This window comes from Carboxylicivirga litoralis (assembly GCF_025499605.1).
GTDB classification, from domain to species: domain Bacteria; phylum Bacteroidota; class Bacteroidia; order Bacteroidales; family Marinilabiliaceae; genus Carboxylicivirga; species Carboxylicivirga litoralis.
In genome coordinates, this window is record NZ_JAFMVC010000034.1 from 1 (window position 1) to 18,933 (window position 18,933).

At 39.2% G+C, this 18,933-nt stretch carries 17 protein-coding genes, 1 CRISPR repeat array and 1 riboswitch; of the genes, 13 read left to right on the top strand and 4 right to left on the bottom strand.

Annotation, left to right across the window (positions count from 1 at the left end; genetic code table 11):
- Window positions 1-47: 47 nt before the first annotated feature.
- Window positions 48-479: direct repeats of the CRISPR family, unit length 47 nt; unit sequence CATGTCAAAGACCGCACTAAATATACAATTTGAAAGCAATTCACAAC.
- 547 nt (window positions 480-1,026) lie between these two features.
- Window positions 1,027-1,764 carry a hypothetical protein gene (locus tag J1N10_RS18765; protein WP_262328275.1) on the top strand — a complete coding sequence of 246 codons (738 nt, stop codon included), beginning with the start codon at window positions 1,027-1,029 and terminating at the stop codon, window positions 1,762-1,764.
- Here the strand turns inward: J1N10_RS18765 and J1N10_RS18770 are convergent, their stop codons facing one another.
- The 3 genes from J1N10_RS18770 to J1N10_RS18780 form a co-directional block, all read right to left on the bottom strand.
- Window positions 1,765-1,956 (bottom strand): hypothetical protein, encoded by a 192-nt coding sequence (locus J1N10_RS18770; RefSeq protein WP_262328276.1) that lies wholly within the window; start codon window positions 1,954-1,956, stop codon window positions 1,765-1,767.
- 140 nt (window positions 1,957-2,096) lie between these two features.
- Complete coding sequence (locus J1N10_RS18775; RefSeq protein WP_262328277.1) at window positions 2,097-3,023, bottom strand: hypothetical protein; 927 nt, start codon at window positions 3,021-3,023, stop codon at window positions 2,097-2,099.
- Window positions 3,024-3,082: 59 nt separating this feature from the next.
- Window positions 3,083-4,207 (bottom strand): glycerate kinase, encoded by a 1,125-nt coding sequence (locus tag J1N10_RS18780; protein WP_262328278.1) that lies wholly within the window; start codon window positions 4,205-4,207, stop codon window positions 3,083-3,085.
- Between the two features lie 114 nt (window positions 4,208-4,321).
- Between J1N10_RS18780 and J1N10_RS18785 the strand changes: the two genes are divergently transcribed.
- The 12 genes from J1N10_RS18785 (at window position 4,322) to J1N10_RS18840 (ending at window position 18,347) form a co-directional block, all read left to right on the top strand.
- Window positions 4,322-6,688, top strand: a complete 2,367-nt coding sequence (locus J1N10_RS18785) for a heavy metal translocating P-type ATPase (protein WP_262328279.1) — start codon at window positions 4,322-4,324, stop codon at window positions 6,686-6,688.
- 250 nt (window positions 6,689-6,938) lie between these two features.
- The gene (gene ccoS, locus J1N10_RS18790; protein ID WP_262328280.1) at window positions 6,939-7,145 is read left to right on the top strand and encodes a cbb3-type cytochrome oxidase assembly protein CcoS; all 207 of its coding nucleotides are present in this window, start codon (window positions 6,939-6,941) and stop codon (window positions 7,143-7,145) included.
- Between the two features lie 38 nt (window positions 7,146-7,183).
- Window positions 7,184-9,331, top strand: a complete 2,148-nt coding sequence (ccoN, locus tag J1N10_RS18795) for a cytochrome-c oxidase, cbb3-type subunit I (RefSeq protein WP_262328281.1) — start codon at window positions 7,184-7,186, stop codon at window positions 9,329-9,331.
- Between the two features lie 11 nt (window positions 9,332-9,342).
- Complete coding sequence (locus tag J1N10_RS18800) at window positions 9,343-9,537, top strand: hypothetical protein (RefSeq protein WP_262328282.1); 195 nt, start codon at window positions 9,343-9,345, stop codon at window positions 9,535-9,537.
- 103 nt (window positions 9,538-9,640) lie between these two features.
- Window positions 9,641-10,261, top strand: coding sequence for a c-type cytochrome (locus J1N10_RS18805; RefSeq protein WP_262328283.1), 621 nt, complete (start codon window positions 9,641-9,643; stop codon window positions 10,259-10,261).
- Between the two features lie 50 nt (window positions 10,262-10,311).
- Complete coding sequence (locus J1N10_RS18810) at window positions 10,312-10,683, top strand: four helix bundle protein (RefSeq protein WP_262328284.1); 372 nt, start codon at window positions 10,312-10,314, stop codon at window positions 10,681-10,683.
- Between the two features lie 84 nt (window positions 10,684-10,767).
- The gene (ccoG, locus tag J1N10_RS18815) at window positions 10,768-12,162 is read left to right on the top strand and encodes a cytochrome c oxidase accessory protein CcoG (RefSeq protein WP_262328285.1); all 1,395 of its coding nucleotides are present in this window, start codon (window positions 10,768-10,770) and stop codon (window positions 12,160-12,162) included.
- Window positions 12,163-12,193: 31 nt separating this feature from the next.
- Window positions 12,194-12,637, top strand: a complete 444-nt coding sequence (locus tag J1N10_RS18820) for a FixH family protein (protein WP_262328286.1) — start codon at window positions 12,194-12,196, stop codon at window positions 12,635-12,637.
- A gap of 7 nt (window positions 12,638-12,644) precedes the next feature.
- Complete coding sequence (locus J1N10_RS18825; protein WP_262328287.1) at window positions 12,645-13,346, top strand: sulfite exporter TauE/SafE family protein; 702 nt, start codon at window positions 12,645-12,647, stop codon at window positions 13,344-13,346.
- Between the two features lie 320 nt (window positions 13,347-13,666).
- A riboswitch (cobalamin riboswitch) is annotated at window positions 13,667-13,881 on the top strand.
- Window positions 13,882-13,974: 93 nt separating this feature from the next.
- Entirely contained in the window at window positions 13,975-15,954 is a 1,980-nt protein-coding gene (locus J1N10_RS18830; protein ID WP_262328288.1) for a TonB-dependent receptor plug domain-containing protein, read from the top strand.
- Between the two features lie 13 nt (window positions 15,955-15,967).
- On the top strand, window positions 15,968-17,038 hold the full coding sequence (locus J1N10_RS18835; RefSeq protein ID WP_262328289.1) for a YncE family protein: 1,071 nt from the start codon (window positions 15,968-15,970) through the stop codon (window positions 17,036-17,038).
- A 211-nt stretch (window positions 17,039-17,249) separates the two neighbouring features.
- The gene (locus tag J1N10_RS18840) at window positions 17,250-18,347 is read left to right on the top strand and encodes a YncE family protein (RefSeq protein ID WP_262328290.1); all 1,098 of its coding nucleotides are present in this window, start codon (window positions 17,250-17,252) and stop codon (window positions 18,345-18,347) included.
- Between the two features lie 52 nt (window positions 18,348-18,399).
- Here J1N10_RS18840 and J1N10_RS18845 read toward each other — a convergent pair whose 3' ends face one another.
- Window positions 18,400-18,831: a thioesterase family protein gene (locus J1N10_RS18845; RefSeq protein ID WP_262328291.1), complete on the bottom strand. Its 432-nt coding sequence runs from the start codon at window positions 18,829-18,831 to the stop codon at window positions 18,400-18,402.
- Window positions 18,832-18,933 lie beyond the last annotated feature (102 nt).

The following is an 18,933-nucleotide window of genomic DNA, read 5'->3' on the forward strand; positions in this document are numbered from 1 at the left end:
TGAAAGCAATTCACAACGTTCCGATGGAAATACACCCCAACGTTGACCATGTCAAAGACCGCACTAAATATACAATTTGAAAGCAATTCACAACGTAATTACTGCAAAGCGTAGGTGGTTATGGCATGTCAAAGACCGCACTAAATATACAATTTGAAAGCAATTCACAACAACTGAAAGCTTTTCTTAATCTGCGATTGGCATGTCAAAGACCACACTAAATATACAATTTGAAAGCAATTCACAACAAATCGTTATCCTGGCGTTTTCGGCCACTGCATGTCAAAGACCGCACTAAATATACAATTTGAAAGCAATTCACAACATATATATTTGAATATCATTTAAAACGAAACATGTCAAAGACCGCACTAAATATACAATTTGAAAGCAATTCACAACGGTAGCTTGGCTCTTCAATTGGTTTTACATCATGTCAAAGACCGCACTAAATATACAATTTGAAAGCAATTCACAACGCGACCGACCGATTTCTGACGAGGATTGGCCATGTCAAAGACCGCACTAAATATACAATTTACTCACTAGTGTTGTTTTTCATGTGTTCGTGATTTGTCAATTGAAAGCAATTTGAAGTATAAGTTTCTTCAGTTTTGGTTATTTGTTCTTCGGTCTTTCTCTGATTCTTCTGCGTACCCTCTTCTGGTCTTCTTTGTACCAGCTTCGGCATAACTACGCTCCCAGCGAGGTTGATCCCGAAGAAGACCCTTTGTTGGTACGACGCAGGTAGTTATAAAAGATGAGTGCTTCTACTAGACTAACTCACGCATATAACTATCGAAATAAGATAATTATACTGAATACTTGATTTAAGCCTGCTTTAAGGCTTTCTTTTTAAATGAGCGATACGTCTATCGAAAAAGTTTTTTAATTAAAAATCCTGCCGAACATTACCGAACGAAAAACGGACGTATTTAATCAGTTTGATTTTGCTAGTTGTCAGTGGTTTTGAAACACTTGTTTTGGGTGGTAACTTGTAGGATGTAAATCTTAAAATCCAAACCAATGAGAAAGCACAAGTATTTGTCACACATTAATGTGGGACGCGATGGTAATGTTATTTTCTACCTGATAGGCGAACAGATGCGTTTACGCAGTTACAACCAGCCTAAAGACCCTAAAACTGAAAAGCAGTTAAGAGATCGTAATTTGCATGGTACTTTAAACCTGATAAGTGCCCAAACTAAAGCCTTGAGACAGTTCTGTTACAAAGGTGTTCCGACTTATAGTAACTCGCACAATGCATTTATAGGATTGCATAAACAGTTTATGCGAAAGGCCAGTTTAGATACAGCAAAAGTGTATGAGCACCTGCATTGGTCAAGGGGAAAAAGGAGTGGAGCCAAGTCGATGACAGTAGAACGAAGTAATCATCACTTTTTACTTAAGTGGCGCCCGGGTAATATGAACGCTATGTCAGATTACAAAAGCACTGCGATTTGGGTCTTACGGAATGTTAGTAAAGAATACTGGAAATGGAATTTAACGGCTGGGTTACGACCTGATGGTCAGTGTTCGATTAGCTTACGCGATGACCATTATATGGATGAATGCATACTTTGGCTATTTTTCTATAATCCTAAATTAAAACAATTTAGTGAGGATCAGATAATGCATATACCAGCCGGAGAAACAAGCTGTACAAAAGCGTTTGGCGGTAATTATGATGCCGATTGGAGTTTATATGAATCTATATACGAGGAGGTTATCGCTTCCAGGCAGGAAGAGCGAATCAACTGGTAGTTACGGCCTGTTTTTTCTCAAATCAAATAAAGTCTTGATCAATAAAGCAGAACCTCCGCCAAAAAGAATGCCGGCAAAGAAATCGGTTAATTCGATATCAACGCTGCCGTTGGTTCGTTCGCCCATATAGCTGATGATAACGCCAGCTGTAACAAGCAAAATGGAGATAAAGATCGTATTACGCTTACTCATGAGTTTAGGTTTTGTTTCATAGTTAGTTGTTCTGCTAAATTAATAATTTCAACTGAAAGGCAAGTTCAGGGTGTAGGGATAAACTCGCTGGTCGTAACTTATTAAGTTTAATTGTTCTTTTAATAAATATTTACTTAAACTTACAGTTTGCTTCTAAGGCTATTTTCAATGCGTCGTAACCATACTACCACTATGGCAAACAATACCCGTGGAATAATGAGCACCGGCATAGAATAGCCCAGGCTAACAAACAAAAGTGGGTCTTCCAGTTGCGAATGGGAGATGGCCAGATGGTGGTTAAGCAGGTCGCATTCTTTGGGTTTGAGCTGCCCTTCCTCCACTTTTTGCAGCATCACGGCCGAACCATAGGCCAAACCAATGGTATTGCCTATCATCCATAAAAACGATGATTCTTTAGGCAGGCCCATTAAGCGCATAAATGGAGTGAGTGGTCTGGTCATGTACTTTAAAATGCCAAATTCTTCCAGTAGGCGTTGCACGATTAATAGAGCGTTAACCAGGATAATAATTTTAAGTAAGGTAGCACCAATCTGGGGCAACCAGGCCATGATGGCCTGCACTATATCAGTGTGTTGATTCTGGTAGAGGTAGGTGCCATCAGACGGTGTACCTGGCAAAATTTGATTGAGTAGTGCACCAATGATAAAGCTGGAGATAAGTCGAAGCAGCAGCATGCGTATGGCCGATGAATTGGTCTTTTTTAGAATAGCTGTTTCAATTAAAAAGCCATGTGAGATAAGGCACATCACAGCCAGGATGGTACCATCCCTGGTGGGTAAAGCTAAAGTAGTAAGTACTGCAACTACCGAATAGATGTTGGTGAAAATACTTGTAAGCAGCACCAATGCTGCAACACCAGGTAAGCCTATCAGTTGGAAGATGGGGCTGGTGTATTTTGCCATCATCACCAGCAATCCGAAATAATCGAGTAAAAGTACAGCAAACGATACGGGCAATGTCAACTTTATAAGCCAGATAGATGTTTTTAAACCCATCGGCCAGGCTTGTTGTATGCACATTAATAGTCGCTTCCAGAATTCACTCATCATGCTCTTTTTAGGCGGGCAAAGATAAGTGTTCAATTGTAATATTTACGCTTAATAAACTAAAGTAAGTGAGCTATTGCGAACTTTTCAGTTATCACCTCCAGATACTTAGCTGCATTGGCCATGGAGTCGTCGATATTTAATGCCTTAGGGGCTATTTCATCAATATAACTAACAGGTGTTTCGGCCAGCTCTTCATCTGTTAAGCGATTGACACCACAAAAAATAGCCAGTTTCTGAGTGCTTAAACTGTTCATAATACCATTAATAACCTTACCCGAAAGGGTTTGTTGGTCGAGCTGACCTTCACCGGTGATAAGCCAATCGGTATCTTTTATCTGCTCTTCAAAGTCAGCTGCTTCTTTCATTAGTTCAATGCCAGGCTTCAGTTCGCTATTTAAAAAAGCAATGCATCCGGCTCCCAATCCTCCTGCAGCCCCAGCTCCTTTTATGCCTTGAAGGTCGATATTAAGGGTTTGTTTAATAATGTCATTGTAGTTTCTCAGACCATCATCCAGTTGTTTTACCATTCTACTGTCAGCTCCTTTTTGAGGAGCATACACCGTGGCAGCACCATCAGGACCAAATAAAGGGTTGTCGACATCACAGGCTACTTCAAACTTAATATTTTTAAGTTGAGGATGAAGATTACTATTATCAATCCAATGTAATTGTTCCAGGTCGGCACCAATACCTCTGAGAAGCTTGCCTCTAATATCATAGAATTGAAACCCCAGGGCAGTTGCCATTCCCAGACCTCCGTCGTTGGTGGCACTGCCGCCAATACCCAGTAAAATATGGCGGGCACCTTTGTTGATAGCGTCCTTAATTAATTCACCTGTTCCATATGTGCTTGTTTTCAATGGGTTCAGCTCTTCCTTTTTTAACAAGCGAATGCCCGACGCAGCTGACATTTCGATAAAAGCTGTTTGTTTGTCGGTTGATAACAGGTAGGATGCTTTGATTGGACGTAACAAAGGATCAGAGACCGTCAGCTCTTCCATGTGACCATCCAAATAATAAGCAAGCGCATCAATCGTACCATCGCCACCGTCGGCTAAGGGGCATTTTATAATCTCACTATCCGGGCAATGCTTTTTAATGCCTTGCTTCACAATATCACAAAACTCTAGTCCTGAAAGGGAACCTTTAAATTTATCGGGGGCGATTACAATTTTAGCCATAGAGACGGAGTTAAATGCTTTTTATAGTTTCAGTGCTGCCTTCCAAATTTATTCACTTTTAAACAAATTCCACCCCTTTCTTTTTATATTACCAAACTCACATAACAATCCAATATGTCTAAAACATGTTACCATTGCGGAAGCCCATCACAATCGTGGGTGCGGCACGACGATAAAGACTTTTGTTGCGAAGGCTGCGTTATGGTATATGATATCCTGAAAGAGAATGATATGGGTGCTTATTACGATATTGAAAAAGCGCCTGGGATACGCGATAAAAAAGCAAATATTGACTATTACGATTACCTCGATCAGGAAGATATTAAGCGTTCGGTGCTGGACTTTTATGATGGCTCAATTGGTCGGGTCAAGCTCTATATTCCTTCTATTCATTGTAGTTCATGTATCTGGCTGATTGAGAACCTGCACCGCTTGCATAAAGGCGTGGTGACCTCAACAGTCAACTTTAACAGGCGCGAGGCGGCTATTACCTTTAATGAAGAGGAGATTAAATTGAGTGAATTGATGGCCTTGCTGGCTTCCATCAATTATAAACCACATATTAAGACAGAAGAGCAGAAGAAAACGGCTAAACGTAGTAAGAAGTTATTGGTGAAGTTAGGTGTTGCCGGTTTTATTTTTGGTAATGTAATGTTGCTGAGTTTTCCCGATTATTTATCCGATGACATTGCTTTGAATCCCAATATTATTGCCTGGTTTAAATGGATAAGTGTGCTGCTCTCAGTTCCAGCCATGTTTTTTTCGGGTAACGAATACTTTATCACGGCCTGGAAGAATATTAAACGGGGCATTGTGTCCATTGATATGCCGATAGCCTTGGGTATTATTGCTATTTTTATTCGCAGTCTGTTTGAGATTATTACAGACAATGGTTCTGGTTATCTTGATTCGCTGACCGGCCTCATTTTTTTCTTGTTAATTGGGAAATGGTACCAGGCCAAAACCTACGAAGCATTGAGCTTTGACAATGATTACAGTTCTTACTTTCCACTGGGCATTACACGGATAGTTGATAATAAAGAAGAGATTGTGCCAATCAGTGAGTTGCAGTCGGGCGATAAGATTCAGGTACGTAACGGAGAGATCATACCTGCCGACGCTAAATTATTGTCTATTGGTGCATCCATCGATTATAGTTTTATAACCGGCGAGTCGGTGCCGGTGCGCAAAGCCAAAGAAGATCTAATTTATGCCGGAGGCCGTGTTATTGGTAATGCCCTGTTATTGAAAGTTGAGAAAAAAGCAGAGACAGGTTACCTGGCAGAACTATGGAAGGAGCGCAGTAATGCAGACGAGAAGGAATCGATGATATCGCATACGCTAAATGTTGTGAGTAAGTACTTCACCATTGCTATAATTCTTATCAGTACCTTAACGGGGTTATACTGGGCCTGGCAAGATAGCACGAAGGCAGTCATGGCCTTTACTTCGGTGCTGATTATTGCCTGTCCCTGTGCATTAGCTTTATCGGTACCTTTTGCCTTTGGCCACGCCGGACGTATTTTAGGAAAGAATCACTTTTACCTGAAGCTTACCTCTATTATCGAAAGGCTGACAAAGGTGGATGCCATTGTCTTTGATAAAACGGGTACATTAACTGACCCGGAGCATTTTGAGGTTGTATTTGATGGTACTGCCCCCGATCATTATACACAGTCGCTTATTAAATCGGTGGCTTACCAGTCACGCCATCCATTGAGTCGTGCTTTGGTGGCGCATTTAAACAAAGCAGACCTATTTGAAGTATTGGAGTTTAACGAGCAGGAAGGTGCTGGTGTAGAGGCTTTGGTTATGAATCACCGGCTCAAATTGGGCTCTGCTGGTTTTGTGGGTGCTCAGTCTCAACCTGGTAATTCATCAGCACAGGTTTATATCAGTATAGATGAAGCATTGATAGGTTGCTACACCATCAAAAATTATTACCGCGAAAACTGGAAAGAAATGCTTAAGAATGTGCAGCAATATACCGATGTGCATATTTTGTCGGGCGATAATGATGCTGAGCAGGAAGCGTTGAGCCAGATAGTTGATAAGGAACGGATTCATTTTTATCAAACACCAAAAGATAAGAAGGACTATGTTTCGGAACTGAATGCGCAGGGAAAAACCGTTATGATGGTAGGCGATGGGCTCAATGATGTGGGGGCTTTAAAGGAAGCCGATGTTGGTATTGCAGTAGCCGATGATGTGCATCAGTTTTCACCCTCCAGCGATGCCATCATCAGTGCCTCAGAACTAACACAATTGCCACGTTTTATTCGATTCTCAAAATCGGCATTGAAAATTGTTTATGCGGCTATTTTTATATCTTTTTTGTACAATGTGATTGGCTTATCCTTTGCCGTGTCAGGTCAGCTAAGTCCTTTGTTTGCGGCAGTGCTGATGCCTTTAAGCAGTGTATCGGTCGTTGTTTTCACCAGTGTCAATGTGATGATAAGCGGAAAGCGAAGGGGGTTGTAGGTTTTTTATTGTCGAACTGATAGTAACCTGCAGTATCAGTCATTGTATCGATGACAGTAAACTAATTCGGTATTCTGAAAATGAGTGGACTAAGTGCAGTTGGGCTAAAAAGTTTAATAAATGTTAAACAATCGTATTGTGCTGATTGTCATTATAGACGAAAATCATGCAGAATTAAATAGTAATAATAAGACCTTTAAATCCTAAATAATTTTTACTTTTACTACATTAACCAATGAAACGTTACTGAATGGAGATAATTATCGTACTTGTTGTAGCCAGTTTGTGTGTGGCGCTTATTTTTCTGGGCTTGTTTATATGGGCTGTTAAATCAGGACAATACGATGATGATTATTCGCCTTCTGTACGTATTCTGTTTGACCAGAAAGAAGAGAAAAAGAAATCTAATAATAAAATCCAAAATCTTAGTAAGAACCATCGTCAGGCAAAGGCGTGAGGGACCGTTTTTACTAAATATTGAAAAATGTTGAACACATGAAGCAAGAGACGTTTTATTACGACAATAAAATTGTCAAATATTTTATGTATGCCACCATTATTTGGGGATTGGTAGGTATGGCGGCCGGCGTTTTGGCGGCTCTTCAAATGGCCATGCCAATCTTTAATTTTGACTTGGAATACACAACTTTTGGTAGGGTCAGACCCATACATACCAATGCAGCCATTTTCGCTTTTGTCGGGAATGGTATTTTTATGGGCGTATATCACTCCATGCAGCGCTTACTTAAAACCCGCATGTTTAGCGATGTATTAAGTTACATGCATTTCTGGGGCTGGCAGCTTATCATTGTTTTGGCCGCCTTAACGTTGGCCTTAGGATTTACAACTGGTAAGGAGTATGCTGAATTAGAATGGCCCATTGACATTTTGATTGCTGTTGTGTGGCTCATTTTTGGCTGGAACATGTTTGGGACCATTGTTAAGCGTCGCGTGAAGCATTTGTATGTAGCCATCTGGTTTTACCTGGCGACTTTTATAACCGTTACAGTTCTTCATGTGGTTAACTCGGTGGAGCTGCCCGTAACACTATTTAAAAGTTACTCATGGTATGCAGGGGTTCAGGATGCCCTGGTGCAATGGTGGTATGGCCACAATGCTGTCGCATTCTTTCTTACAACGCCTTATTTGGGCTTGATGTATTATTACATACCCAAGGCCTCGAACCGTCCGGTTTATTCATACCGTCTGTCGATTGTACACTTTTGGTCTTTCCTTTTCATTTATATATGGGCCGGACCGCACCATTTATTATACACTGCTTTACCCGATTGGGCACAATCCTTAGGAACTGTCTTTTCAATCATGTTACTGGCTCCTTCGTGGGGTGGTATGTTAAACGGACTGCTCACTTTAAGAGGTGCCTGGGATAAGGTGCGCGAAAGTGCGACACTTAAGTTTTTAGTGGTGGCAGTAACCTGTTATGGTATGGCCACATTCGAAGGGCCTATGTTGTCGCTGAAAAATGTCAATGCCATCAGTCACTTTACCGACTGGACAGTGGCCCATGTTCATATTGGAACACTTGGGTGGAACGGGTTCTTAACTTTCGGAGTATTATATTGGTTGGTACCTCAGATATTCAAAACCAAACTATATTCGGAGAAGATGGCCAGTGCACACTTCTGGATTGGAACCTTAGGTATCTTGTTCTATGCCATTCCGATGTATTGGGCAGGCCTGACGCAAAGCCTGATGTGGAAAGAATTTACTGAAGAAGGTTTGTTAGCATATCCAAACTTCCTGGAGACGGTTACACAAATTCGCCCCATGTACTACATGCGTGCTTTTGGTGGACTCATCTACTTAACGGGTGCTGTGCTAATGGGTGTTAACCTTTGGAAAACGGCTGCCCAGGGTAAGGTCGCTGCAAACGAAGAAGCAACAGCAGTTGTTGAAGATATTCATAAAGGTAAAAAAGGTGAAAAGGCGCATGGTTGGTTAGAGCGTAAGCCTGTTCAATTCATGATTATTTCATTAATTACTGTTTTAATCGGAACGTTTATTGAACTGATTCCTACCTTCCTGATTAAATCGAATGTGCCCACAATATCAAGTGTTCAGCCATATACGCCTTTGGAGTTGGAAGGGCGCGATATATACCTGCGCGAGGGCTGTTATAACTGTCACTCGCAGATGATACGTCCGTTCCGTTCTGAGACTGAACGTTACGGTGAATATTCAAAAGCAGGTGAGTTTGTATACGATCACCCATTCCAGTGGGGTTCTAAGCGAACTGGGCCTGATTTAGCCCGTGAAGGGGTTATGACCGGTAAAATTTATAAACCGGATGCCTGGCATTATAACCACATGCTCGACCCGCAAAAATTAAATGAGAATTCCATCATGCCTAAATACCCATGGTTAATTAGTGATGATTTGGATATTTCAAACTTGCCGGCTAAGATTAGAGCCATGCAAACGCTTGGAGTGCCGTATCCGGAAGGATATGATGAAAAGGCTGTTGAAGATTATTACAAGCAGGCAGATAAGATTGTAACAGGGTTAAATGCAGCTGGTATTGAAACGACTCGCGACAAGGAGATTATTGCATTAATCGCCTATTTACAGCGTTTGGGAACAGATATTTATAAAGTTGCTCCTGAAACGGAACCAACAGAATAAGGAGGGGTATTATGAAGTTAGTAAGACATTATTTAGAATCGATTTCGGGTGTTGAAATATACCCGATAATCTCCTTCATTATCTTTTTTACTTTTTTCCTGGTGGTGACCTATATGGTCATTCGAATGAAGAAAGAATACATTGATGAAGTTTCCAATTATGCCACCGATAAGGCTGATGAAATGCCATCAATTAATGAAAGTTAAAGCTGTAAAATTAATTTACATAGTTCATTGTCGATAAGGTTAATAGAAAGTAAGTGGAGAAAGCGTTGAGGCCTGAAGACAATTACTAACAGACTTTTTATCTATGGAAGAGAATAAGAACAAAGAGCAATTCCCGGATATTGATCCATTAACAAATGATAAGTTTGTGCCAGAGCATGAGTTTGATGGTATTCGCGAATTAGCCAATAATCCACCTTGGTGGCTCACTTTTATCTTTATTTTTTCGATGTTGTTTGCCTATTTCTATTTGGCCAAATATCATTTCTACGGTGATGGTGACTTACCATCTCAGGAATATGAAAATGAGATGTTGGCTGCTAATCCTGAAGAAGAGGAAGAAGGTGCTGGAGGCATTGTCATCGAAGCTGATGATACTGATTACTCTGTGCCATTGGCCGATGCTGGTGGTTTAGATAAAGGAGCCAAGATTTTTAAAACAAATTGTGCTGTTTGCCATTTGGCAGAAGGTCAGGGTTTGGTTGGTCCTAACCTGACGGATGAGTATTGGATTCATGGCGGAAGCTTTGATGATATTACCCTAATCATCAATAATGGTGTTGTAGAGAAAGGCATGATTGCCTGGAAAGGTCAGCTGTCGAAAAAACAAATTCACCAGGTAGCCAGCTATATCACTACCTTGCAAGGAACGAATCCTCCGAATCCGAAAGCTCCTGAAGGGGAGAAGTATGAGCCAATGGAATAGTTTAGGAGTTTAACAGTTGAAGAGTATAGGTAGTTGAAAACAAAAAAAGTATGCATCAGTTTTCTTTTGAGCGATTAACAGCTTGGCAATTGAGCAGGGCGTTTGTTAAGAAGATATACCAATTAACAGCTGGATTTCCTGAAGAAGAGAAATATGGTTTGGTTAGCCAATTACGAAGGGCGTCTATTTCAATTTCATCTAATCTTGCAGAAGGAAGCTCGCGTTTATCGGCTAATGATCAAATAAGGTTTTATCAATATTCTTACTCAAGTTTGATGGAGGTTATTAATCAGCTTATCATCTCTTCAGACATGGGATATATTTCAGATGAACAATTGATTGAATTGCGAAAGGATGGACATGAGTTAAGTAATGTTATTAATGGTCTTGTTAAAGCAATAAACACAAATAGAAACAGTTAGTTAATAACTAAACTTATAAACTTTTAAACAATTCAACTATCATTAACTTTTGACAAACGTTAAATACCAGGTTAGCAGGTTATCATGAGTGAAACAGGAGAAAACAACTTTCGCGATCGCATCGTCACCATGAATGAAGAGGGACGGCGCAATTGGGTATATGCCAATCAGCCAAAGGGTAAGTACTATAATGCAAGAACCATTGTAGCACTGATATTATTGGTATTCTTGTTTGCTGCACCACATATAAAAGTGGCTGGCGAACCCTTATTGTTGTTTAATATTTTGCAGCGTAAGTTTGTGTTGTTTGGTGTGGTTTTTTGGCCTCAGGATTTTCATTTGTTTGTTATCGGGCTGATAACCATTATTATTTCTATTGTCACGTTTACAGTTGTTTATGGGCGTGTTTGGTGTGGCTGGGCCTGTCCGCAAACCATTTTTATGGAAATGGTGTTTCGTCGTATTGAATATTGGATAGAAGGAACAGGTGACCAGCAGCGTATACGAGCTAAAGGAGAAGATTCTTTTGATCGTATCTGGCGTTCATTGCTCAAGCATTTTATCTTTATCATTATCTCGTGGGCTATAACGCACACAATGATGGCCTATATTGTGGGAGCTGATAAAGTACACCAGTATATATTGGGAGCTCCATCTGAGAATATGAGTGTTTTTATTGCTATAATGGTGTTTACAGGAGCCTTTTATTTTGTATTTGCCTACTTCAGAGAGCAGGTTTGTTCCCTGGTTTGTCCTTATGGCCGTTTGCAAGGTGCATTACTTGATAATAATACCTTAATGGTGACCTACGATTTCAAGCGCGGTGAAGGACGGGCTCCCATGCGTAAAGATGAGGATAGGGCAGCGGCAGGTAAAGGCGATTGTGTCAATTGTAATAAATGTGTCAGCGTATGTCCTACCGGTATTGATATTCGCAATGGAATTCAGTTAGAATGTATCAACTGTACAGCGTGTATGGATGCCTGCGACAGCACCATGCAACGTTACAAATTGCCGGAAGGGCTGATTCGAATCACATCTCAAAATAATATAATCAATGGAGCCAGTTTTAAATGGACACCGCGTATCATAGCGTATACAGCATTGACTACCGCATTGATAGGTGTCTTGGTTGTATTATTTACACTTCGCTCCAGTTATGAAACCACTATTTTGCGTGTGCAAGGTTCCTTGTATCAAAAACTGGATGAGGGCATGTATTCAAATATTTACAATTATAAGATTGTGAATAAAACAGAAAACGAAGGTAACCTGAATATTAAGTTGGTATCGCCCAATGGCTTGGTTGAATTGGCTGGCAATACAATGGTTGTTAAGAAGCAAGAGAAAATACAGGGTGTATTTCTTATTAAATTAAATGAAAGTGAAATGACAGGTGGTAGCACTGATATTGTTTTGGGCATCTACAATGGTGATGAATTGATTGAAACGATACACACCACTTTTGTCGGACCTTAATTTTAAATCCTGAACCTTAAAGTAATATATTATGAAATTTAATTGGGGACACGGTATTATCCTTGTAATTGCATGCAGTGTTATTGGCTTCTTAAGTCTAGTGTATGTTACTACACGAGAGCGAATTGATATGGTGACCGAGGATTATTACCCAAAAGAATTGAAGTACGATAATCAAATTGAAAAGTTGAAGAATTATAATGCTTTAACAAAAAAAGTAGAGGTCAATATTGATCAATCTTTTGAAATCATTTTTCCTGATAATATAGCTGATGCTGATGCAATAACTGGTTTAGTTCATATTTACCGTCCATCTGATAAAACATTAGATGTTGAGGAAGACATTAAGCTTGATGAGCACTATAAGCTAAGCATTCCGCTCAGCAAACTCAAGAGTGGTAAATATGAGCTGATTATTGAATGGCAGGCCAATGGTCAGCCATACCTCACCAAACAAGATATTTTTATAGACTAGTTTTATCATGAACATCATAGAAGGATTTATTTTTGGTTTTTTAGGGAGTCTTCATTGCGTTGGTATGTGTGGTCCTTTGGCTTTGGCATTACCACTGCCAACTAATTCAAGTGCACAAAAAGCTGCAGGAGCGCTTTTATATAATGTTGGTCGCGCTTTTACTTATGGTATTTTAGGACTGATTTTTGGTTTGCTGGGAGCTGGCTTGAAACTGTCCGGCATTCAGCAATGGGTTTCTATAGCCTGTGGTGTAATAATGATATTGTCTGTAGTCTTGCCAGGTGTTATAAAAATGCCAAAATCATCCAATAAAATAAGTACTTCTATTTATACAACTTTAAAAAAGAAAATTGGTGATTCATTAAACCGAAAGCGTTTAAGTAACCTCTTGGTGATTGGTGTGCTTAATGGCTTTCTGCCCTGTGGTTTGGTTTATGTGGCAATTTCGCGAGCAGTAACCTCTAATACCATTAGCGACAGTGTGATATTTATGGTGTTTTTTGGCTTGGGTACTTTACCCTTGATGTTTGCTGTCGCTTATTTTGCCAATATTATTAAAAGCCGTTTTCTGCATCAAATGCGAAAGGCGATGCCAGTCTTTATCATTATCCTGGGTTTGTTGTTTATTCTGCGGGGTATGAACCTCGGAATACCATACATCTCACCAGAATTTAAGGAAGAAACGCAAGAGGTGAAGTGTTGTCACTAGGAAGTTTGGAGTTGAACAGTTGAGCCCTCTAAGTTTCTGGTTTCCCATGCTTCATATAAAGACTATAAGTTTAGTATGAATGTTGCCTGATGAGTTGATGTGATAGTTGAGTAGTTTATAAGTAGAATGTTTTATTGAGGAACTGAATAATAGTTGGGAACCAACTTCCCAGTTAAGCAATTGACCAATTCACCATCATTATTAGCAACTTTAAATTACCGAATTAGCACATTCTCAAATCATCAACAAAACTTATTGATATTCTTTCTAAAGAGGATAACTTTTATTCAGAAAACATTTTTTAGCTAATCCAATTCCATTACTTTTGCACTCGATTTGGTTCACAAGGTATTTGCCAATGCCAAGTGATGAAAAGGGAACGCCGTGAAAGTCGGCGACAGTATCCGCTGCTGTAAGTCCCATCCGATAGTTATCGGAGTAAAAGCTGTAATCAACAAAGCCACTGTTCAAAAGGGGACGGGAAGGCGATTACAGTGGGATAAGTCAGAAGACCTGCCATAATAAAATACAATTGTTCATGCCATTCGGAATAAATGCAGGACGATACATATTTCTTTGTATTCTCTATCCGTTTTGTCAGAGCAGTTTAACAACCTGAATGTGTGAAATGAGGTGTCAACTGTTGATATTATTTTTGGTGTTGTCCTTGCCATTGTTGGCTGACGATGAGGTGCGTGATTCGGTTAAAGTGCAGGAGGTAGAGATAACTGCTTCAAGATTAATGCATTTTGCAGTGACCGAAAAAGTAGAGCAAATGGATACCCTTATGATTCAGCGATATGCAACACAGGATTTGGGAGCCCTTTTACAACGAACCTCACCTATTAATATTCAATCCAATGGAGGTGTAGGAGGCTTAGCAACTGCTAGTATACGTGGTGCTTCATCTAATCAAACATTAGTAACATGGAATGGCTTGCCAATAAATTCATTGACAACAGGTTCTGCTGATTTATCGACTGTTAATGTAGGCGGATTTAATGATATAAGCATCGTATATGGAGCGTCCGGTTCTCTTTATGGTAGTGGAACAATGGGAGGCGTCATTGAATTATCTAATCAACCACAATGGGGTCAGGGTTTTACTGGAAGAGTAAGAGGGGAGTTGGGAAGTTTTTCTAATTATAAAGGTAATCTATTGTTAAGAGCGTCCAATCAAACGCTCTCATATAACGGTCAGTTTTTTTACCATGATGCCAAAAACAATTTTAAATACGTTGATGAGTTTGACTATGGCAAGCCTGAAGAGACCTTGACTCATAATGAAAATACAGTAATTGGTACTATTCATAATTTGTATTGGAAAGCTGGTAAAAACCTGTTTGATTTTGGAGCCTGGTATCAGGTAAAAGAGAAAAATCTGCCTGGTTTGATGGGGGTTGGATTACCGGTTAGTCATCAAACACAAAAAGATTCCACGTTGAAGACATATATTGGATGGAAACGTTTATTGGGTAATTGTCGACTGGAAGCACAAACATCTTATATGTTTGATTTTTTACGATATACTGATAGAGAACAAGCTGAGAGTGAATCGTATAAGATTTATTCAGAGATAACGACCAAACGTTGGTTATCTGATTTGAGTTCCCGATGGTATCTGCAGCACAACCTTAGTGTTGATATCAATGGACGCTATAGCTACTTAAAAACAATAACAGCTAATTATGCTGAAGAAATTGCTGAGCATGAAGCACGATTAAATGCAGCTATTAAATATTCGCCTGATTTTGGTGTTTTTATTGCCACTGTTGGAAAAGACTGGTGTAATTCTGAAGCTAATGAGGTGGAACAAGCTATATATGAGGATGGTGAAATAATTGGCTATAAATCTGTTGAAAATAAGCTACCCGATCCACCTGTTATGTTTTCGCTTAGTGGTAAGTTAGTTATCTCTCCTTCGTTGATAGCTATTAGAGGAAAAGTAGCTACTCATTTTCGTCGCCCAACGTTTAACGAGCGCTATTGGAACCCTGGTGGCAATATTTTACTGCAACCTGAAGAAGGTTATAATATAGAAGTAGGGCTTGAGTTTTTTGAGCAGGAAACAGCTTTCGGAAATTTTGGTTTTGATGCAGCATTGTATTGGGCAAATAATGATGAGGCGATAGCATGGAAACCTACGACTAGTGGACTTTGGCAACCAATAAATACTGGAGCGATGATTTCGCAAGGTGCCGATATAGGTATTAATCACAAAATGCAGCTTGGGCGCCATGGCTTTAGTAATAAGTTGATTTATGGATACAATGATACTTATGACAATAATGCTCAGAGTGATAGCTATAAAGAGACCTTAGGGTATCGCCCTAAACATACTTTTAAATTGAGCTCTGATTTTATAGCATCGCAATGGAATGCTGGAGCCATGTTGTATTCTCGTTCTAAATGCTATACCTGGGAAGGGCGCCAGGTTGATGCATATGCATTAGTGGATGTTAATGCAGGATATACAATAAACATAACCGCTATTGATATTCATTTAATGGCTCGCATTGAAAATGTATTCAATACTTCCTATCAATTGGTGCGAGCTTATCCAATGCCAGGAAGAGCTTATTATCTAACTGTAAATATTAATTTCTAACATTTTATACACTATGAAAAAAGTTTTAAAACTTTTACCGTTTTTTCTGATGGCAGTCGTATTGTTTTCTGCCTGTTCTGATGATGATGATGTAACTCCAAAAGTAAGTAGCATTTATGTGCTTAACGAAGGTAATGACAATGGTTCGATTTCAATCATTGATGAGAATAATGAGGTGACAAACAACTATTTTGAAGCTGTAAATGGTTTGCCTTTGGGTAAATATCCACAGTCAATGGCTGCTAATGATACACATGTATTTATTGTAGTAACAACTCAAACAGGAGCAGGGTATGTAGAGATAGTTGATAAAGAAACTTTTAAACACGTTGCTTTAATTGAAGGTTTCTCATATCCTCGGGAAATTACTTTATTGGATGGCAAGGCTTATGTTTCAAACGGAACGGGTGCTGATGCTAGTTATGCAAAGCAAACGAATGAAATCTACTCAATTAACCTGACAACTTTTGAAAAAGGAACTAAAATTTCAGTTGGTGCTGGTCCTGAAAAGATGGTTGTTTCAAATGGTAAATTATATGTAGCTAATAGTGGTGGATGGTCAAATGACGATAATACAATTACAGTAGTTGATACGTCTAACGATCAGGTTATCGAAACCATTACCGTAAAAGCTTGTCCTAAAGACATGGTAGTTGATAGAAATGGTGATGTTTGGGTTTACTGTGGAGGAGCTCCAGATTATTCGAACTGGCCTAGCATAACATATGCCAATGCTGGTATTTCAAAAATTACAGCTTCAACAAGTGCAGTTACTTCATGGGATCTAGCCATTCCAAACGGTGCGGTTAAGAGTTTAGCTATTAGTAAGAACGAAAAAACAGTTTACTATATAGCTGATGCTGTTTATGCGATGGATATTGATGCAACAGAATTGCCAACGACTAAATTTATAGATGCTACTTATTACGGTATTGATGTACATCCAAACTCAGATGAATTGTGGTTATGTAAAGAAATTGATGCTACAACACCAGGTACTGTGTTTGTATACTCTAATGAAGGTATTAAACAGTATGAATATAAAGTTGGAGCAATGCCTAACTCAACAGTATTTGCAAATTAAACACTTCCTAACATACTCCTCATTTTTTGAGGAAAGCTTCAATAAAGGTCGGCATTAGCCGGCCTTTTCTTATTCTCTTGCTTAATAATTCAAATAATTAAAAAAGGAATAATATCTTTGGTAGCTTTATTGATAATATCATGTAGAGTTTTAGCTTGTAGTCTAATGTCTATTATCTGGAAGTCTATTGTCTAAAATATTAAAACTAAATATGAAGAAATTTTTATTAGTGGCTGGAGTGGCTGCTACCATTGGTTTTACTGCTTGTAATGATGTTGATGTGAGTACTCTGGAAGATCACCAGGGCGCTTATATATTAAATAAAGGTACTTCCAACAGTAGTATCAGCTATTATAATTATGAGGATGAAAAGTGCATCAATAATTACTACCAGGAGAAGAATGGGGGAACCATTGGTGCTGGTGCAACTCAAATAGCAGCGCGCAAAACCACCGACTTTCCTAAAGGGTTAGCTTATGTTGCTTTACCTTCGGAGAATAATATTGAGATGATTAATCTTGAAGGTTTTATTGATGCCGGTAATATTGATGATTTCACAAACCCAACTGATGTTTTGCCATCAGGTGAAACAGTTATTTATGTGAGTCACAATAGCGGGGTTTCATCTTATGATATAAAGAAAGGTGAGGTTGTTAAAACATTTGAGTTGGAAGATAAGCCACAAAAACTGATTTCATCTGGTAAATATCTTTACGCCGCATGCGCTGGTGATGGAACAGGAGCTAAAGTGTTTGTTTTTGACATGAGTAACAATAATGAAGTTGATGAGATAGCTTTAGTTTACGATAACCCAATTGATATGGTGGTTGACATCGATGGCAACGTATGGGTGTATTGTTCAGGTGATACACAAGGTTTAATCAAGGTAAAACGTACGCTAAAAAATGAAGAGCCATATATTGAGCACGAAGCGATTGAATTTGTGTTGGGAGACAATAAAGGAGATAAAGCTAATCCATTAACTGTATCTCGCGATGGTCGCATTTTGTATTATGTATATGGCCATTTGTGTAGTAATTCGGTTTACATCGAGGAGAAAGATGTTGATACAGATGGGAATGGTGAAATCGATATTGTTAAAGGCGACCTGTCGCAAGAGCCAATTATCTCAGGCGATTATCAAACAGAGGCCTTTAACGGAATTGATTATGATGGTCATAGAAACAGAATTGTGGCCTTAACAACTGGTGGGGAATTAGTTGTACTTAAAAATACAGATGATGTTTGGAGTAGTGATGAGGTACATAATGTGGGCGAAAATCCACTAATGACAGTTTTCAACTACTAAGAAACGGTATAGAAGATACATGAAAGGCTGACAGTTGTGTCAGCCTTTTTCTTTATCCTCCATGTTCATCAACAAAGGTTTTATGGCAAACAATATAGCGCTCATGCGCGCCTAAACCAATTGAAACACCTTGTTTATTAACCATAGCCACATCAAAAAAGAGCTTTTTACCTTCCATAAACTTGAGATGGGCCCGGCAAATAATCTCTTCTCCCATTTGAGCTGTGTGTAGGTGTCTGACGTTCATTTCTGTACTAACTGTGTCGTAGCCAACAGGCAGGTTGGGGTCGATTAAAGCAACACAGCATTGCTCCATGTATACAATCATAGCGGCAGTTGATATAAAAGGAACTTTGCCCGTTTTCAAATGGGTGGCTAAGTCTTCTTTTTTTACAATTATAGCTTGATCGGTCTGGCTACCTACCGAGAGGTGGTAGTTGCTTGGGGGAGCTTGTTTGTGTTTTTTGTCGCAATCTGTTGTCATTTGTTAAAGGGGCTTTTCTTTAAATTTAAGTCTTTTTTGCATGGAAATAAACCCTTAATTGCGAATAAAAGAATAAAAAAAGGTGAGCCTCATTGAAGCTCA

What these genes read in the sequence shown, in the direction of transcription:
- J1N10_RS18765 (WP_262328275.1), top strand. Translation starts at nt 1,027, where the DNA reads ATGAGAAAGCACAAGTATTTGTCACACATTAATGTGGGACGCGATGGT.
- J1N10_RS18770 (WP_262328276.1), bottom strand. Translation starts at nt 1,956, where the DNA reads ATGAGTAAGCGTAATACGATCTTTATCTCCATTTTGCTTGTTACAGCT.
- J1N10_RS18775 (WP_262328277.1), bottom strand. Translation starts at nt 3,023, where the DNA reads ATGAGTGAATTCTGGAAGCGACTATTAATGTGCATACAACAAGCCTGG.
- J1N10_RS18780 (WP_262328278.1), bottom strand. Translation starts at nt 4,207, where the DNA reads ATGGCTAAAATTGTAATCGCCCCCGATAAATTTAAAGGTTCCCTTTCA.
- J1N10_RS18785 (WP_262328279.1), top strand. Translation starts at nt 4,322, where the DNA reads ATGTCTAAAACATGTTACCATTGCGGAAGCCCATCACAATCGTGGGTG.
- ccoS (WP_262328280.1), top strand. Translation starts at nt 6,939, where the DNA reads ATGGAGATAATTATCGTACTTGTTGTAGCCAGTTTGTGTGTGGCGCTT.
- ccoN (WP_262328281.1), top strand. Translation starts at nt 7,184, where the DNA reads ATGAAGCAAGAGACGTTTTATTACGACAATAAAATTGTCAAATATTTT.
- J1N10_RS18800 (WP_262328282.1), top strand. Translation starts at nt 9,343, where the DNA reads ATGAAGTTAGTAAGACATTATTTAGAATCGATTTCGGGTGTTGAAATA.
- J1N10_RS18805 (WP_262328283.1), top strand. Translation starts at nt 9,641, where the DNA reads ATGGAAGAGAATAAGAACAAAGAGCAATTCCCGGATATTGATCCATTA.
- J1N10_RS18810 (WP_262328284.1), top strand. Translation starts at nt 10,312, where the DNA reads ATGCATCAGTTTTCTTTTGAGCGATTAACAGCTTGGCAATTGAGCAGG.
- ccoG (WP_262328285.1), top strand. Translation starts at nt 10,768, where the DNA reads ATGAGTGAAACAGGAGAAAACAACTTTCGCGATCGCATCGTCACCATG.
- J1N10_RS18820 (WP_262328286.1), top strand. Translation starts at nt 12,194, where the DNA reads ATGAAATTTAATTGGGGACACGGTATTATCCTTGTAATTGCATGCAGT.
- J1N10_RS18825 (WP_262328287.1), top strand. Translation starts at nt 12,645, where the DNA reads ATGAACATCATAGAAGGATTTATTTTTGGTTTTTTAGGGAGTCTTCAT.
- J1N10_RS18830 (WP_262328288.1), top strand. Translation starts at nt 13,975, where the DNA reads ATGAGGTGTCAACTGTTGATATTATTTTTGGTGTTGTCCTTGCCATTG.
- J1N10_RS18835 (WP_262328289.1), top strand. Translation starts at nt 15,968, where the DNA reads ATGAAAAAAGTTTTAAAACTTTTACCGTTTTTTCTGATGGCAGTCGTA.
- J1N10_RS18840 (WP_262328290.1), top strand. Translation starts at nt 17,250, where the DNA reads ATGAAGAAATTTTTATTAGTGGCTGGAGTGGCTGCTACCATTGGTTTT.
- J1N10_RS18845 (WP_262328291.1), bottom strand. Translation starts at nt 18,831, where the DNA reads ATGACAACAGATTGCGACAAAAAACACAAACAAGCTCCCCCAAGCAAC.